This window comes from Pseudomonas sp. MF6394 (assembly GCF_002018845.1).
GTDB lineage: Bacteria > Pseudomonadota > Gammaproteobacteria > Pseudomonadales > Pseudomonadaceae > Aquipseudomonas > Aquipseudomonas lactis.
Genome location: NZ_MVOJ01000009.1, coordinates 150841 through 166569, shown reverse-complemented (window position 1 = coordinate 166569; position 15729 = coordinate 150841). Strand labels below are relative to the sequence as shown.

General features: G+C 61.0%; 15 protein-coding genes. 7 read left to right on the top strand and 8 right to left on the bottom strand.

Annotated elements, in window-relative coordinates:
* Positions 1–198: 198 nt before the first annotated feature.
* Both MF6394_RS12280 and MF6394_RS12275 read right to left on the bottom strand, forming a co-directional pair.
* Complete coding sequence (locus MF6394_RS12280) at positions 199–1140, bottom strand: FecR domain-containing protein (RefSeq protein WP_069558341.1); 942 nt, start codon at positions 1138–1140, stop codon at positions 199–201.
* Positions 1137–1625, bottom strand: coding sequence for a sigma-70 family RNA polymerase sigma factor (locus tag MF6394_RS12275; RefSeq protein WP_003188822.1), 489 nt, complete (start codon positions 1623–1625; stop codon positions 1137–1139). Before MF6394_RS12275 ends, MF6394_RS12280 begins: the two co-directional genes overlap by 4 nt.
* Before the next feature lie 171 nt (positions 1626–1796).
* On the opposite strand from MF6394_RS12275, the gene MF6394_RS12270 reads away from it, so the two are divergent.
* From MF6394_RS12270 to MF6394_RS12245, 6 genes are all read left to right on the top strand, one after another.
* A complete protein-coding gene (locus tag MF6394_RS12270) occupies positions 1797–2099 on the top strand; it encodes a DUF3649 domain-containing protein (protein ID WP_047712658.1) in 303 nt (100 codons plus the stop codon).
* Entirely contained in the window at positions 2096–3670 is a 1575-nt protein-coding gene (locus MF6394_RS12265) for a PepSY-associated TM helix domain-containing protein (RefSeq protein ID WP_078466753.1), read from the top strand. The genes MF6394_RS12270 and MF6394_RS12265 overlap by 4 nt, the downstream gene beginning before the upstream one ends.
* Positions 3670–3996 (top strand): DUF3325 domain-containing protein, encoded by a 327-nt coding sequence (locus MF6394_RS12260; protein WP_044272042.1) that lies wholly within the window; start codon positions 3670–3672, stop codon positions 3994–3996. Before MF6394_RS12265 ends, MF6394_RS12260 begins: the two co-directional genes overlap by 1 nt.
* 7 nt (positions 3997–4003) lie before the next feature.
* Entirely contained in the window at positions 4004–4582 is a 579-nt protein-coding gene (locus MF6394_RS12255) for an RNA polymerase sigma factor (protein WP_003188829.1), read from the top strand.
* On the top strand, positions 4579–5556 hold the full coding sequence (locus MF6394_RS12250; protein WP_078466752.1) for a FecR family protein: 978 nt from the start codon (positions 4579–4581) through the stop codon (positions 5554–5556). Before MF6394_RS12255 ends, MF6394_RS12250 begins: the two co-directional genes overlap by 4 nt.
* Before the next feature lie 154 nt (positions 5557–5710).
* Positions 5711–7951, top strand: a complete 2241-nt coding sequence (locus tag MF6394_RS12245) for a TonB-dependent receptor (RefSeq protein ID WP_102047775.1) — start codon at positions 5711–5713, stop codon at positions 7949–7951.
* 482 nt (positions 7952–8433) lie between these two features.
* On the opposite strand, the gene MF6394_RS12235 is transcribed toward MF6394_RS12245, so the two are convergent.
* Together MF6394_RS12235 and yejK are read right to left on the bottom strand one after the other, a co-directional pair.
* Positions 8434–8784, bottom strand: coding sequence for a glutaredoxin family protein (locus MF6394_RS12235; RefSeq protein ID WP_069558070.1), 351 nt, complete (start codon positions 8782–8784; stop codon positions 8434–8436).
* Positions 8784–9788, bottom strand: coding sequence for a nucleoid-associated protein YejK (gene yejK / locus MF6394_RS12230; RefSeq protein ID WP_032893412.1), 1005 nt, complete (start codon positions 9786–9788; stop codon positions 8784–8786). The genes MF6394_RS12235 and yejK overlap by 1 nt, the downstream gene beginning before the upstream one ends.
* 397 nt (positions 9789–10185) lie before the next feature.
* Here yejK and MF6394_RS12225 point away from each other — a divergent pair, with 397 nt between their 5' ends.
* Positions 10186–10467 (top strand): HU family DNA-binding protein, encoded by a 282-nt coding sequence (locus MF6394_RS12225; RefSeq protein WP_003188840.1) that lies wholly within the window; start codon positions 10186–10188, stop codon positions 10465–10467.
* Between the two features lie 79 nt (positions 10468–10546).
* Here MF6394_RS12225 and rlmF read toward each other — a convergent pair whose 3' ends face one another.
* The 4 genes from rlmF to MF6394_RS12205 form a co-directional block, all read right to left on the bottom strand.
* The gene (gene rlmF / locus MF6394_RS12220) at positions 10547–11563 is read right to left on the bottom strand and encodes a 23S rRNA (adenine(1618)-N(6))-methyltransferase RlmF (protein ID WP_078466751.1); all 1017 of its coding nucleotides are present in this window, start codon (positions 11561–11563) and stop codon (positions 10547–10549) included.
* 238 nt (positions 11564–11801) lie between these two features.
* Positions 11802–14648, bottom strand: a complete 2847-nt coding sequence (locus tag MF6394_RS12215; RefSeq protein ID WP_032893408.1) for a valine--tRNA ligase — start codon at positions 14646–14648, stop codon at positions 11802–11804.
* 214 nt (positions 14649–14862) lie between these two features.
* Entirely contained in the window at positions 14863–15237 is a 375-nt protein-coding gene (locus tag MF6394_RS12210; protein WP_078466750.1) for a DNA polymerase III subunit chi, read from the bottom strand.
* A 7-nt stretch (positions 15238–15244) separates the two neighbouring features.
* Positions 15245–15673, bottom strand: a complete 429-nt coding sequence (locus MF6394_RS12205; protein ID WP_003188845.1) for a DNA polymerase III subunit chi — start codon at positions 15671–15673, stop codon at positions 15245–15247.
* Positions 15674–15729: the final 56 nt, after the last annotated feature.

Genomic DNA, 15729 nt, shown 5'->3' with positions numbered 1-15729 from the left:
TCAAGGGGGGCTTTCCTTCTCTGTCACGCCAGGTGCGGAAAACGGCTCACAGCTGCAAAAAATATTTCGAGCTCACCGCCCACTGTAGGAGCGAGCTTGCTCGCGAAGGTCGTCAACGATCACACGGGTTGTCTGGTTTAACGCGGAGGGTTGAGGTTTTTCGCGAGCAAGCTCGCTCCTACAAAAACGCGCTATGCATCACGCACGTGCCTGCACGGTCACCCAATAACGCGTAAAACGCCGCACTTTCACCGGCAGGCTGATTTCCAGCAGGTCGAGGATGCGTTCGCTGTCATCCAATGGGTAACTGCCGGACAGCAGCAGGTTGGCCACTTGTGGATCGCAATGGAGCTGGCCGCGACGATAGCGCCCCAGTTCACCCAAGAAGTCTTCCAGGCGCATATGTGCGGCCACCAGCATGCCGTCGGCCCAGGCGCCGCTGTTGGCGTCGGTGGCGCGCGGGGTGTCCCAGCCTTTGCGGGTGAAATTGACCTGGTGCGCGGCGTCGACGCTCAGCGCCAAGCCGTTGTAGCGGTTGGGCATTACCTCGACCTGGCCGGCCAGCACCGCCAGTTGGGTGTGGTTGTTGAACTGGCGCACATTCAAGCGCGCCGCCTGGCTGCTGAGCAGGCCCTGGCCGGTCAGCACGTGCAACGGCGCCTGGCCTGCGCGGGCGGTGAGCAGGATTTCACCTTCAAGCAGGCGCACCAGGCGCTGTTGGCCGTCGAAATGCACATCCACGGCGCTGCCGGTGTTGAGCTGCAACTGGCTGCCGTCGGCCAATTGCACCGTGCGGCGCTGGCCCACCGGGCTGCGATAGTCAGCCGTCAGCGGCGGCAGGATATGTTGCTGGCGCAGGCTCCAGGCAGCGGCTGAACCGGCACCCAGAATCAGCAGCAATTTAAGCGCCTGACGCCGGCTGCCGGAGGTGGGGGCATTCAACGCGGCGTGAGCGAGGGGCGAGGGCACGCCGCGCAGGCGTTGGTTGACGCGCTGGATCTGCTCCCACGCGCGTTGGTGTTCGCTGTGGGCATTCAACCATTGCTGCCAGGCCGCCTGCTGGCGTGGGTTGAGCGCGCCTTGCTGCATTTCCAGCAACCAGTGCACGGCTTGTTCGGCGACTTGGCTGGAGACGTTCATAGGGCGAAGTAGCAGCGCATGGCCGCTTTGGTCAGGTGGCGTTTGACGGTGGCGATGGAGATGCCCAGTTGTGCGCCGATTTGCGCGTAGGTCAGGCCGTCGAGTTGGGCCAACAGGAAGGCGCGTTTGACTTGCTTGGGCAAGCCGTCGAGCAGTTGGTCCAGTTCCAGCAAGGTTTGCAGGATGATCGCGCGGTCTTCTTCCGACGGCGCCACGTGTTCGGGCATCTGCGCCAAGGCCTCAAGGTAGGCGCGTTCCAGGTCCTGGCGGCGGTAGAAGTTGAACAGCACACGCTTGGCCACGGTGGTGAGGAAGGCGCGCGGCTCGATCAGCGTGGGCGCTTCCCGGGCACTGAGCACGCGGATAAAGGTGTCCTGCGCCAGGTCGGCCGCGTTGTCCGGGCAGCCGAGCTTGCGTCGCAACCAGCCGGTGAGCCAGTGGTGATGGTCGTTGTACAACACTTCGACGGGATTGGACGGCTGCAACGCGATCACTCCGCAAGCATTCGATATGCTTTAGAGAACAAGAATTGTTCGCATTGTAGGGCGCGTGACCAGGTTCGGCAATCGGCGAAGGGAGGTGATTCATCCGTTCTCTTTTGCATATGAGAATATTTATCATTAATATTGCACGCTGATGAATCAGGCGCCTGCCGCATGAAAAGCAAAACCTCATTGCCCGCTTCCTACCGCCTCGCCGTCACCTCGCGCGTGCTGGCGGCAGTGATTGGCGGTTACCTGATGGCCTCCCTGGCTGCCATCTGCCTGGCGCTGTGGCTGCCCACGTCCCGTGCCGATGCGGTGGTCACCGGCATGATGAGTTCCTTTGTGTTCTACCTGCTGGCGGTGCTCTGGTGTTTTGCCTGCCGCACGGCATGGCGCGCCTGGGCAGGGGTGATGGTGCCGAGTGCGCTGTTTGCCACCCTGGCCGGCATTGGCTTCTGGATGGCTCGCACATGAAAGAGGGCTTTCGCCAGGCCATGGCCTGGTTGCACACCTGGGCAGGCTTGATCTTCGGTTGGCTGCTGTTCGCGATTTTCCTGACCGGCACCCTGGCCTATTTCAAAGACGAAATTACCCATTGGATGCAGCCCGAAGTGCAGGCCCATCCCCTGGACGATGGGCGCAGCCTCGCCGTGGCGCAAAGCTACCTGCAACAGCAGGCACCCACCGCCGCGCGCTGGTTCATTACCTTGCCGACCCGCCGCGACCCCGGCCTATCGGTGATGTGGCAAGACAAGCTCGAGCCCGGCAAGCGCGGCACCTTCATCCAGAAAGTCCTCGACCCCGTCACCGGCCAACCGGTGCAGGCGCGCGAAAGCAAGGGCGGCGAGTTCTTCTATCGTTTCCACTTCCAGCTGCAAATGCCTTACCCCTGGGGCCGCTGGCTGTCGACCATCGCCGCCATGGTGATGTTCGTCGCGCTGATCACCGGCATCATTACCCACAAGAAAATCTTCAAGGACTTCTTCACCTTCCGCCCGCGCAAAGGCCAGCGCTCCTGGCTGGACGGGCACAACGCGGTGGGTGTGCTGGTATTGCCGTTTCACCTGATGATCACCTACAGCAGCCTGGTGATTTTCATGAGCATGGTCATGCCTGCGCCCATCGTGGCGTCCTATGGCGACGACAGCCGGGCGTTCTTCAGCGAGTTGTTCCCCGCTACCGACAATCCGCCAGCCCTCGGCCAGCCGGGCAAACTGCTGCCGTTGATGCCGATGTACCAGCAGGCGCGGGAACAGTGGGCGGGCGGGCATGTGGGGCGTGTGGCGGTCAACAACCCCGGCGATGCCAACGCCTCGGTCAATGTGTCTCGCGCCGGCTCCGACAGCGTGGTGCATGCCTCCGGCAGTACCCTGTCGTTCAACGGCACCACTGGCGAGCTGTTGCGAGGCAGTGCCGAGCCGTCTTTGGCGACGGCCATCGGTGGCAGTTTCTACGGTTTGCACATGGGCCATTTCGCCGGCCCGGTGCTGCGCTGGCTGTACTTTATCTGCGGCCTGGCGGGCACGGCGATGATCGGCACGGGCTTGGTGATCTGGCTGGGCAAACGCCAGCTCAAACACGCCAAGGCCGCGGTCATGCCCTTTGAACTGCGCCTGGTGGAGGTGCTGAATATTGCCAGCATGTCCGGATTGATGATCGCCATTGCGGCGTTTTTCTGGGCCAACCGCCTGTTGCCGGTAAGCTTCGCTGCGCGTTCCGACTGGGAAGTGCAGGCGTTCTTTATCGCCTGGGGCCTGAGCCTGTTGCACGCCTTGCTGCGGCGCGGTCGCCAGGGTTGGGTTGAGCAACTGAGCCTCGGCGCGCTGTTGTTTGCCGCCATTCCACTGCTTAACGCCATCACCACCTCGCACCACTTGGGCGTCTCCCTGCCAAACGGCGATTGGGCCATGGCCGGCTTCGACCTCACCTGCCTGGCCAGCGGCATGTTCCTGGCGTGGGCGGCGTGGAAGATGCACCACCGCACCGCGCCGCAACCCAAGGCTGAACGTGCCCGCGGGTTGACACTCAAGCAGCAGGCCCACTGATGCTCCTCGCGCTATTGATGTGCTACGCCGGGTTCACGGCGCTGTGTTTGGCCACCGACCGTCACCACGGCGAATTGCTGCACAGCAAACCCACGCCCACGCGGCGCCTGGCGCTGCGGGTGGGCGGCTGGTTGCTGTTGGCCGTGTCGATCTGGCCGGCCGTGCTTGGCGCCGGTTGGGGCCAGGGCCTGGTGGAGTGGTGCGCGGTGTTGATGCTCAGCGCCTTGCTGCTGGTGTTGCTGCTGCCGTATCGGCCAAGGCTGGCCTTGATCCTGGCGGGCCTCGGCCTGTTGGCCAGCCCTGTTGCGGCGTTCGCCCTATCTTGAGTCGGCCATGAGGATCAACCCACCGCCGCAACCCCAGGACAATCCGCATGCGGAGGCGGCCGGTGGGCGTGCGCACTTTTTGCAGGTGTTTTTGTCCCAGCGTTCGCAAATGGAGGCGTTGGTCAGCCGCCGTGTCGGTTGCCGCGCCACGGCAGCCGACTTGGTGCAGGATTTGTTCCTGCGCTTTTGGCGTCGCCCGCTGGTGCAGGTCGAAGAGCTGAGCACCTACCTGCTGCGCTGCGCTGGCAACATTGCCATCGACCACTTGCGCAGCGAAGGTGCTCGGGCACGCAGCAGCGAAGGCTGGCTGCCCGAGCAGTCAGACAATCAAGGCTGCGAACCCCAGGCGGCGCTGGAGGCGGGCAATGATCTGCGCCATGTGGAAGCCGCCTTGCGCAGCTTGCCCGAGCGCACCCGCCAGATTTTCCTGCTAAACCGCATTCACGGGCGCAAGTACGCCGAAATCGCCAAGGCCATGGGCCTGTCCCAAAGCGCCGTGGAAAAACATATGATGCGCGCCCTCGAAGCCTGCAAGGCCAGCCTTCGCGAACCCTCGCCGCCACGCACGCCAGGGAAAGCCCCGTGAACGTCACGCCCACGCCCGCCCAGGAACAGGCCGCGCTCGACTGGCTGAGCCTGCTGCATGACCAGCCCAGCAGCGGCGACCAGGCCACGTTCAGCCGCTGGTTACGCGCAGATCCCGCACACGTCGAGGCCTACTCCCAAGCCCAGGTGCTCTGGGAATTGAGCGAAGTGCCAGCGCGCCAACTGGCCGACGAGGACGCACTCGCCTTGCAGGGCTACCTCAATACGATCAACGCCTCCAAACGCTCCCGGGTAGCGCGTTGGTCCGGTGCCTTGGCCATCGCCGCCTGCCTGCTGCTGCTGGTATCGATGGGCGCCGGTTGGCAGCCGTCACGCTGGGTCGATGAGTGGGGCGCCGATTATGTGACGGCGCCGGGGCAGGTGAAGACCTTCACCCTGGCCGATCAATCCAAGGTCACCCTCGACGCCGACAGCGTCATTGCGGTGGATTTCAGCCAGGGCGAACGGCACATCCAACTGCGCCGTGGTGCAGGTTTTTTCAGCGTGACCCACACCGGCGACCCCTTCGTGGTGGAGGCGAGCGGCGGTGAAACGCGGGTACTGGGAACGCAGTTTGAAGTGCGCCTGCAACCTGACGGCGCCGAGGTCACTGTGCTGTCCGGCCGTGTGTGCGTGACGCCCTCCAAACACGGCCAGCAACAGGTGCTGACCGCGGGCCAGCAAGTGGCCTACGCCGATGGTATTGCCGCGCCCTTGCATGGCGTCGACAGCGACTCACGCCTGGCCTGGCGCGAAGGTTGGCTCAACTACTACAAGGCACCCCTGGCCGAGGTGGTTGAGGACCTGCGGCGTTATTACCCCGGCCGCATACTTCTGCTTAACCAAGACATGGCCGCCAGACGCGTCAGCGGCAGCTTTCCGAGTCAGGACCCAGTCGCGGTCTTGAACGCCTTGCAAGCGGTGCTGGGTTTTGAACAGCACATACTCTTAGGTCGCATGATTGTACTGCGCTAAGCCCGCAGCGCCTTCATCGAACCTTCATCGCAATCACCAAAACCTGTCACCAAACGGTTACACGTGCCGTGGATCATCCCTGGTTCCTGAACAAGTGGTCAGGAAGCTCGCATCTGCCCCATACAACACAACAATGTCAGTAAGGGATCTACACGTGAACGACAACACTCTTTATGCCCTGCTTCTGGCATCGGGCCTGGGCGGCTTTGCGCCGCTGGTTTTGGCCGATGATGCCCAGGATGTCGGCTCGGTGAACATCGCCGGCAAGCAAACCCTTGGCAGTGGTCACATGATTCTCGAAGAAAGTGCCAAGGCGCGCTCGACGGTGACCAAGCAAGCCATGGACGAAATGTCGGCCACCGCCAACGCCATCGACAAGCTCAAGTACACGCCGGGCATCAACGTTTCCAGCGATGATGCCAGCGGCACCAGTGGCACCAACTTCACCATGCGCGGCATGAGTTCCGACCAGGTCGGCGTCTCGGTGGACGGCGTGCCGATCAACGACTCGGGCAACTACAGTGTGTACTCCAACCAATTGGGCGACCCGGAAAACCTGGCCGAAGTGTTCGCCACCCAGGGTTCCTCCGAGGCCGACGGCCCGCACATCGGCTCCAGCGGCGGCAACATCGGCATGATCACCATTCGCCCGACCAAGGACGCCGGGGTGTTCGCCAAACAGATCGTCGGTGCCAACGCCCTGCGCAAGACCTTCGTGCGAGCGAACACCGGTGACTTGGGTGGCCTGAAAACCTGGGTATCGGCGTCGCACCTGGAAGGTGACAAGTGGCGCGGCAAGGGCACTCTGCGCAGCGACAAGATCGAGTGGAGCAGCCTGTTTGAAGGGGATAACGGCAATTCCACACTGGCTACGATCAAGTACAACAAGCAGGAAAACTACAACTACAACAGCCTGAGCAAAGCGCAGTTCGACACCGAAGGGCGGCGCAAGGATTACGCGCAAAGCCCGGTGTACAAGGCCGGTTTGCTGTCGGCGTCCTACAAGCTCAACCGCAACCCGTTCGAAAGCGTCAACGCCACGCTGACCCAGCGCTGGCAACTGCAGGACAACTTGTCGTTGACGCTCACGCCGTACTACTACTGGGCCAACGGTGGCAGCTTCAGCGGCCAGACCGCCTCCAACCTGGGGCCAAAGTCCGACAAGGCCGGCAATTACGACCTGAGTAACCTGCAATCGGCCAACTATTACCGCCCTTCGTGGACCGAAACCTGGCGCCCCGGATTTACGGCGAAAATGAAGTGGGACATCAACGAAGAACACAGCCTGGACTACGGCTACTGGTACGAACGCGCACGCCAGCGCCAGACTCAGCCGTTTATCGGCATCAACAACGAAGGTGCCCCTGACGATGTGTGGGGCGACTACAACAGCGGCGGCCAGGTGGTCGACAAAAACGGCGCTACGGTCCAGGGCCGCCACTACTACACCGTCACCCCGGCGCAGAAACTCTGGGTACAGGACAACTGGCAAGCCACACCGGACCTGAGTTTTGTTGGTGGCGTGGCCTACCAATATGTCGAGCGTGACGGCAACAATCTCGGCAGCCTGTACGACACGCCGGAAAAACGTAACACCCGTTACCACCAGTTCCTGCCCAACTTCAGCGCCAAGTATCAGCTCGACGACAGCAACCAGGCGTTCTACAACGTCACCCGCAATATGCGCACGCCGCCCAACTACGTGCTGTACAACAAGGGCGACTCCGTCAGCCTCAAGTCCGAGCTGAGCTGGAACCAGGAGTTGGGCTGGCGCTACACCGAAGACGACATGGCGCTGAGCGCGACCCTGTTCTACATCAGCTTCAAGGATCGCCAGGTCTCGACCACCGATGCCAGCGGTGACTACATGGTGCTCAACGTCGGCACTGTCGATAACAAAGGCCTGGAATTGGAATGGAGCGGCCTGCTGCCGCACAACTTCAACTACTACGCGTCCTATACCTACACCCAATCCGAACAGAAGGACGATTTGCTCAGCAAGAATGTCCTGTTGCCGACCTCGGGCAAGCAATTGGCCAACGTGCCGGAAAACATGTTCAACCTGGTGTTCGGGTATGACGATTCGCGGTTCTACGGCAACATTGCAGGCAAGTATGTCGGCAGCTTCTACGGCGATTTGACCAACAAGGAGAAGATCGAAGGCCGCACGGTGTTCGACTTGAACGCGGGTATTTATTTGCCGGTGGATAAGAAGGTCATCAAGTCGGCCGCGCTGCGGTTTTCGATGCTCAACGTGTTCGACAAGGAGTACTTGAGCTCGGCGCGTACCGTGGCGTTCAACTCGGCCCCGGTGAACGGGTTGGGGGCGAGCACGGCGTACTACAACGTGGGTGAAGAGCGTACGGCGATGGTGTCGCTGGAGGCCAACTTCTAAGCCCACCCCAAAGCCCAATGTGTAGCGCTGACTTGTGTGGGAGCTGGCTTGCCTGCGATAGCCATAGGTATCTACACAATTTTGTAGGTTGCAGCAGCCAACGGTAACCACGATGCGAAGCGAGCCGCTCTTGATCTTGATCTGCTTTTGATCTCAAGCGCCCCGTCAAACCACGCTGGCCGGAATTCGACAGGGATTTGGGGGGTAAACCGGCAGGGATGCCGGTTTAGCCGCCCCGCGCCATGGATGGCGCGTGGCGGCGGCCCCCCAAATCACTGGCGGATTACGGGCACACCGAGCCTAGGCGAGGTGCCGAGTGGTGGGGCAAGAGCGTTTTGCTTACTTTTGCGCTTTTCAAAAGTGAGCCGCCGTCGGGCGGAACCCTAAGTGGCCGTTACCGCAGGAATGGATATGTACTCGGTATAGCTGTGTCGGCTGGAAGGCCGTCATCGCAGGCAAGCCAGCTCCCACATTTGATTGTGTTACTTCAGGGCGGCCATGATCGCTTCAGGGTTGTAGTCGCGAATCAAGGTGCCGTTTACATCCACAAACGGAATCCCACCACCGCCCAGCGCCTCATACGCCTTGCGCGCCTGGGCGTCCTTCTCGATATCGACGGCCTGGTACGGGATACCTTTCTGGTCCAGAAAACGCCGGATCTGCTTGCAGTACCCACACCACTCGGTGGCGTAGAGCACCACCCGTGCAGAGGCGCGTACCTGCTCCGGTGCCACCTGGGACGGGTTGAACAGCCGCTCCACCTTGCCCCAGTTCTGGATCGCAACCACCACCAGCAACACCAGCAGGACTTTCTTGAGCACCCCGCCCAGCATCAGTTACGGCGCTTGAGCTGGTCGGTCAGTTGGGTCGGCAGGCCCTTGATGATCAAGGTGCCGGCGGCTTCGTCATACTCGATCTTGTCGCCCAGCAGGTGCGCTTCAAAGCTGATGGACAAGCCCTCAGCACGCCCGGTGAAGCGGCGGAACTGGTTGAGGGTGCGTTTATCGGCCGGAATCTCCGGCGACAGGCCGTAATCCTTGTTGCGGATGTGGTCGTAGAAGGCTTTTGGCCGGTCTTCATCGATCAGCCCGGAGAGCTCTTCCAGGCCCATGGGTTCGCCGAGCTTGGCCTGGCTGCTGGCGTAGTCCACCAGGGTCTTGGTTTTCTCGCGGGCGGACTCGTCGGGCAGGTCTTCGCTTTCGACGAAGTCACTGAACGCCTTGAGCAGGGTGCGGGTTTCGCCTGGGCCGTCGACGCCTTCCTGGCAGCCGATAAAGTCGCGGAAATACTCCGAGACCTTCTTGCCGTTCTTGCCTTTGATGAAGGAGATGTACTGCTTGGACTGCTTGTTGTTCTGCCACTCGGAGACGTTGATACGCGCCGCCAGGTGCAACTGGCCCAGGTCCAGGTGGCGTGAGGGCGTCACGTCCAGCTCGTCGGTCACCGCCACGCCTTCGCTGTGGTGCAGCAGGGCGATGGCCAGGTAGTCGGTCATGCCTTGCTGATAGTGGGCAAACAGCACGTGGCCGCCGGTGGAGAGGTTGGATTCCTCCATCAGCTTTTGCAGGTGCTCAACCGCCGTGCGGCTGAAGGTGGTGAAGTCCTGGCCACCGTCAAAGTAGTCCTTCAACCAGCCACTGAACGGGTGCGCGCCGGACTCGGCATGGAAGAAACCCCAGGCCTTGCCTTGTTTGGCGTTGTAGCTCTCGTTGAGGTCGGCAAGCATGTTCTCGATGGCGGCGGACTCGGCCAGTTCCGTGTCGCGGGCGTGAAGAACTGCGGGTGTGCCGTCGGGTTTTTTGTCGATCAGGTGGACGATGCAATGACGGATCGGCATAGGCTTCTCGGCTGGTTGAAGGGGGAGCGGTTGGCCTCCCCGAAAAGTCGCCCAGTGTACCGCACCCATTGGTCAAGACGTGCCTCGAACGGCATTTTGCACGCCCTCCGACTGGCCATATGCCTTTTTTTCACGGTTTAGAGCGATAAAGCTGACCAAATGGGTATGTTGAGGCGGATATTTCCCCGTCTCTGTGCTAGTTTTGCCCCGTCTTACGCCAAGTCTCGGCGTTAAGCGTGCATTCAGCATTTGTCAGGTCGAACCAATCCCCGTTTCAAGCATCTATAACCCCGATCTCCGTGGTTATGGCCGGGGATGCCAGGCCATGACGGTCGGGCTCGACGGCTGACACTGCACTCTGCAATCCATATGAATTTGATAGGGAAGGAACACCACAATGGCTATTACTAAAGACCAACTGATCGCTGACCTGGCTGAAGCAGTAGACGCACCGAAAACTACCGTGCGTGCTCTGCTGGACCAACTGAGCCAAGTTGTTGCTGATCAGCTGGAAAATGGCGGCGAAATCACTCTGCCAGGCGTTGGCAAACTGAAAGTGACCGAGCGTCCTGCCCGTACTGGCCGTAACCCTTCGACTGGCGCTGCCATCGAAATCGCTGCCAAGAAAGTTATCAAGCTGGTTGTGGCTAAAGGCCTGACCGACGCTGTTAACAAGTAAGACGCAGCAAAAAAAAACCGTGCTTCGGAGTGATCCGGGCACGGTTTTTTATTGCCTGCGATTTTATTGTGTGGCGGGCTTATCGAATCCAGCGCTGGCGCCAGATCTGCTGCTCGTTCTTGGTCTGGAACGTCCAGGCCACAAAGCGGCTCTGCTTCTGCCCCTGGGACATCTCCACCACCTGGCTTTCCAGAACACCGGCTTTTTTCAGCGCCGTTTCGATCGCCGGCAAGTTGGAGGCTTTGGACACCAGGGTGCTGAACCACAGCACTTTATGCGCAAAGTGCGCGCTTTCGGCGATCAACTGCGTCACAAACCGCGCCTCGCCGCCCTCACACCACAGTTCGGCCGATTGACCACCAAAGTTAAGCACCGGCAACTTGCGTTTCGGGTCGGCCTTGCCCAAGGCGCGCCACTTGCGCTCGCTGCCTTTGGTGGCTTCGTCCATGGACGCATGGAAGGGCGGGTTGCACATCGTAAGGTCAAAGCGCTCACCCGGCTCCAGCAGGCCCAACAGGATCTGCTTGGGGTTGGGTTGCTGGCGCAGCTGGATGACCTTGCTCAGGTCGTTGGATTGCACGATGGCCTTGGCGGCGGACACGGCGATCGGGTCGACCTCCGAGCCGAGGAAGTTCCAGCGGTACTCCATATAGCCAATCAGCGGATACACGCAGTTGGCGCCCATGCCGATGTCCAGCACCTTGACGATCGAGCCCCGCGGGATCTTGCCGTCGTTGACGCTGGCCAGCAGGTCGGCGAGGAAATGCACGTAGTCAGCACGCCCCGGCACGGGCGGGCACAGGTAATCGGCCGGGATATCCCAATGCTGGATGCCATAGAACGACTTGAGCAACGCCCGGTTGAACACCCGCACCGCATCCGGGCTGGCGAAGTCGATGCTCTCTTTGCCGTAGGGATTGATGATCACGAATTTGGCCAGTTCAGGCGTGGTCTTGATCAGCGCCGGGAAGTCGTAACGGCCCGTGTGGCGGTTGCGCGGGTGCAGGGTGGCCTCTTTGCGCGGCGCGACGGGTTTGGCCGTGGCGGCGGTTTTAGGCTTCTTGCGCGGTGGTTTGGGCGTAGTGGGGGCGGTCATGATGATTCTGGTGTTGGCTCAATGTGGTGGGCATTGTCACACATTCCCGAGGACAACTCGGTCAAATGTGGGAGCTGGCTTGCCTGCGATGCAGGCGACTGGGTGTATCAGGCAGACCGAGGTGATGCTATCGCAGGCAAGCCAGCTCCCACAGGGATAGGGTTCAGAGTCGCAAATGGTGTCGTTTTTCTGGACAAAAAAAGAGGCCCGAAGGCCTCTTTCTCTACACGGCTTCCCCTTACAGGCTGGAAATCCGCGCATGTTGCTCCGCCAGCTTGCCCAAGGCCTGTTCTGCCTCGGCCAACTTGGCGCGTTCTTTCTCGATCACTTCAGCCGGCGCCTTGTCGACGAACGCCGCGTTGGACAGCTTGCCGCCCACTCGTTGCACTTCGCCTTGCAGACGCGCGATTTCCTTGTCGAGACGAGCAAGTTCCGCACCCTTGTCGATCAGGCCGGCCATTGGCACCAGCACTTCCATTTCACCCACCAACGCAGTGGCGGACAGCGGGGCTTCGGCACCGGCAGCCAATACGGTGATCGACTCCAGCTTGGCCAGCTTCTTGAGCAGCGCGTCGTTCTCGCTGAGGCGACGCTGATCTTCGGCACTGGCGTTCTTGACGAACACGGCCAACGGCTTGCCCGGCCCGATGTTCATCTCGGCGCGGATGTTGCGCGTGCCGAGCATCAGGGTCTTGAGCCATTCGATATCGCTTTCGGCGGCCTCATCGATGCGCGCTTCGTTGGCCACCGGCCAAGGTTGCAGCATGATGGTCTTGCCTTCGATACCGGCCAGCGGCGCCAGGCGCTGCCAGATTTCTTCGGTGATGAACGGCATGAACGGGTGCGCCAGGCGCAACGCCACTTCCAGCACACGCACCAGGGTGCGACGGGTGCCGCGCTGGCGCTCGACCGGCGCGTTTTCGTCCCACAGTACCGGCTTGGACAGTTCCAGGTACCAGTCGCAATACTGGTTCCAGATGAACTCGTACAGGGCCTGTGCGGCCAGGTCGAAACGGAACTGGTCGAGCTGGCGGGTCACTTCGGCTTCGGTGCGCTGCAACTGCGAGATGATCCAGCGATCCGCCAGGCTCAGTTCAACGGCTTCGCCGTTCTGGCCGCAGTCTTCGCCTTTGTCCAGCACGTAGCGCGCCGCGTTCCAGATCTTGTTGCAGAAGTTGCGATAGCCTTCGACGCGACCCATGTCGAACTTGATGTCGCGACCGGTGGAGGCCAGCGAGCAGAAGGTGAAGCGCAGGGCGTCGGTGCCGTAGCTGGCGATGCCGTCGGCGAACTCATCGCGGGTCTGCTTCTCGATCTTTTTCGCCAGTTTCGGCTGCATCAGGCCCGAGGTGCGTTTCTGCACCAGGGTTTCCAGGTCGATGCCGTCGATGATATCCAGCGGGTCCAAAACGTTGCCCTTGGACTTGGACATCTTCTGGCCCTGGCCGTCGCGTACCAGGCCGTGTACGTACACGGTCTTGAACGGTACCTGCGGGGTGCCGTCTTCGTTCTTCACCAGGTGCATGGTGAGCATGATCATCCGGGCAACCCAGAAGAAAATGATGTCGAAGCCGGTGACCAGCACGTCGGTGGAGTGGAATTTCTTCAGGAACTCGGTCTGCTGCGGCCAGCCCAGGGTAGAGAAGGTCCACAGGCCCGAACTGAACCAGGTGTCCAGTACGTCGTTGTCCTGTTGCAGCGCGATGTCCGCGCCGAGGTTGTGCTTGGCGCGCACCTCGGCTTCGTCGCGGCCTACATAGACCTTGCCCGATTCGTCGTACCAGGCCGGAATACGGTGGCCCCACCACAGCTGACGGCTGATGCACCAGTCCTGGATGTCACGCATCCACGAGAAGTACATGTTTTCGTACTGTTTAGGCACGAACTGGATGCGGCCATCTTCGACGGCAGCAATCGCAGGCTCGGCCAGCGGCTTGGTGGACACGTACCACTGGTCGGTCAGCCACGGCTCGATCACGGTGCCGGAGCGGTCGCCCTTGGGTACTTTCAGGCCGTGGTCGTCGACGCTGACCAGCAAGCCGGCGGCGTCGAAGGCGGCAACGATCTGCTTGCGCGCTTCAAAACGGTCGAGGCCTGCGTATTCAGCCGGGATCTTGCCGTCGATGCTGTCGTTGAGCGAGCCGTCCAGGTTGAACACCTGGCAGGCCGGCAATACGGCGGCATTTTTGTCGAAGATGTTCAGCAGCGGCAGGTTGTGGCGCTTGCCGACTTCATAGTCGTTGAAATCGTGGGCCGGGGTGATTTTCACGCAGCCGGTGCCGAATTCAGGGTCGCAATAGTCGTCCGCGATGATCGGGATACGGCGGCCAACCAAGGGCAGTTCGACGAACTTGCCGATCAGCGCCTGGTAGCGCTCGTCGTTCGGGTTAACGGCGACGGCGGCATCGCCGAGCATGGTTTCCGGACGGGTGGTGGCAACGATCAGGTAATCGTTGCCTTCAGCGGTCTTGGCGCCGTCGGCCAGCGGGTACTTGAGGTTCCACAGGAAGCCTTTCTCGTCGTGGTTTTCCACTTCAAGGTCGGAAATCGCCGTGTGCAACTTGGTGTCCCAGTTGACCAGGCGCTTGCCGCGGTAGATCAGGCCGTCTTCGTGCAGGCGCACGAAGGCTTCTTTTACGGCTTCGGACAGGCCGTCGTCCATGGTGAAGCGCTCGCGGCTCCAGTCTACGGACGAACCCAGGCGACGGATCTGACGGCTGATATTACCGCCGGACTGGTCCTTCCATTCCCAGACTTTCTCCAGGAATTTCTCGCGACCCAGGTCGTGACGGTTCTGGCCGGTGGCTTCCAGTTGGCGTTCCACCAGCATCTGGGTGGCGATACCGGCGTGGTCGGTGCCCGGTTGCCACAGGGTGTCGCGACCCTGCATGCGGCGGAAGCGGATCAACGCATCCATGATCGCATTGTTGAAGCCATGGCCCATGTGCAGGCTGCCAGTGACGTTCGGTGGCGGAATCATGATGGTGTACGAGTCGCCCGCACCTTGTGGGGCGAAATAGTTCTCGGACTCCCAGGTGTTGTACCAGGAAGTTTCGATAGCGTGGGGCTGATAGGTCTTATCCATGCGCGGCGGGACCCTAGTTGGCATTTATTCAGGAAAGCCGGCAAGTATAACGGGGGATAGGGCGTAGGGCGAGGTGAAGACTGGGCTTGAGTCATACACATGACAAATGTGGGAGCGGGCTTGCTCGCGAAAGCGGTATGTCAGCCAGTACTTTTGTTGACTGTCACACCGCTTTCGCGAGCAAGCCCGCTCCCACAAGGGATATTTGACTGGTTCAGTTCTGGTATTGGCTGAGCAACCGCTCCATCCGCGCATCCATCCGACGCTTGATCTCAGCCTCGATATGCGGCGCAAAGTCATCGATCACATCCTGCATGATCAATTGCGCGGCGGCGCGCAGTTCGTTGTCCAGGTGCAGCAACAGCGCGTCCGGGGCTTTTTCGGCGGCGGGAGCGGGTTCTGCAACCACAGGTTCCGGGGCGGCAGGCTTGCCGCCGACCATGTCGAACAACAGCGGAATCTGTACCTCGTCCTCGACCGTGTCGGTCAGCAGCGGCGGTTGCAGGTTGTCATCACCCAGCAACTGACGGATCGACTCCAGGTCATCCAGCAGGTGGTCGTCTTTTTTCAGCGGGTTGGGAGTGTCCATCATGTACTCAAAGTCGTTGTAGCCGGTGATCTTGCAGAGGATAGCCCTGTTCACGGTAGAAACGGAAACTCTCCCGCGCGGCCTGACGAATAGCCGGGTCTTCGACCACCACTTCCGCCACACGGGCGAACGCTTGGGCAAAGGCCGGTACTTTCAGGTCGAGGTTGACCAGCAAATCATGGTGATCGCCGCAATTATCCCCCAAACCCAGCACAACCAGGCTTTCGGGTTCGGATTCGGCGGGGCCGTGGGGCACGAAGCTCTCGCCCTTGAAGCGCCACAGGCGGGCATCGAGTTCGTCACGTTGGGCGGCATCGCTGCAATGCAGGTAGATGCGGTGGCCCATGCGCCAGGCCTTTTCGGTGAGTTTGCAGGCAAAGTCCAGACGGGCGAGGGGATCGGCGCTGGGCAATATATAGAAGTCGACTTGGGGCATTGGAAATCCTGGGGCTGACCTGATTACCCGCTGTAGGAGCGAGCTTGCTCGCGAAA

Coding starts and splice junctions, on each gene's coding strand:
- MF6394_RS12215 (WP_032893408.1), bottom strand. CDS start 14,648: ATGGATAAGACCTATCAGCCCCACGCTATCGAAACTTCCTGGTACAAC.
- MF6394_RS12280 (WP_069558341.1), bottom strand. CDS start 1,140: ATGAACGTCTCCAGCCAAGTCGCCGAACAAGCCGTGCACTGGTTGCTG.
- yejK (WP_032893412.1), bottom strand. CDS start 9,788: ATGCCGATCCGTCATTGCATCGTCCACCTGATCGACAAAAAACCCGAC.
- MF6394_RS12210 (WP_078466750.1), bottom strand. CDS start 15,237: ATGGACACTCCCAACCCGCTGAAAAAAGACGACCACCTGCTGGATGAC.
- MF6394_RS12205 (WP_003188845.1), bottom strand. CDS start 15,673: ATGCCCCAAGTCGACTTCTATATATTGCCCAGCGCCGATCCCCTCGCC.
- MF6394_RS12255 (WP_003188829.1), top strand. CDS start 4,004: ATGAGGATCAACCCACCGCCGCAACCCCAGGACAATCCGCATGCGGAG.
- MF6394_RS12235 (WP_069558070.1), bottom strand. CDS start 8,784: ATGCTGGGCGGGGTGCTCAAGAAAGTCCTGCTGGTGTTGCTGGTGGTG.
- MF6394_RS12225 (WP_003188840.1), top strand. CDS start 10,186: ATGGCTATTACTAAAGACCAACTGATCGCTGACCTGGCTGAAGCAGTA.
- MF6394_RS12265 (WP_078466753.1), top strand. CDS start 2,096: ATGAAAGAGGGCTTTCGCCAGGCCATGGCCTGGTTGCACACCTGGGCA.
- MF6394_RS12260 (WP_044272042.1), top strand. CDS start 3,670: ATGCTCCTCGCGCTATTGATGTGCTACGCCGGGTTCACGGCGCTGTGT.
- rlmF (WP_078466751.1), bottom strand. CDS start 11,563: ATGACCGCCCCCACTACGCCCAAACCACCGCGCAAGAAGCCTAAAACC.
- MF6394_RS12270 (WP_047712658.1), top strand. CDS start 1,797: ATGAAAAGCAAAACCTCATTGCCCGCTTCCTACCGCCTCGCCGTCACC.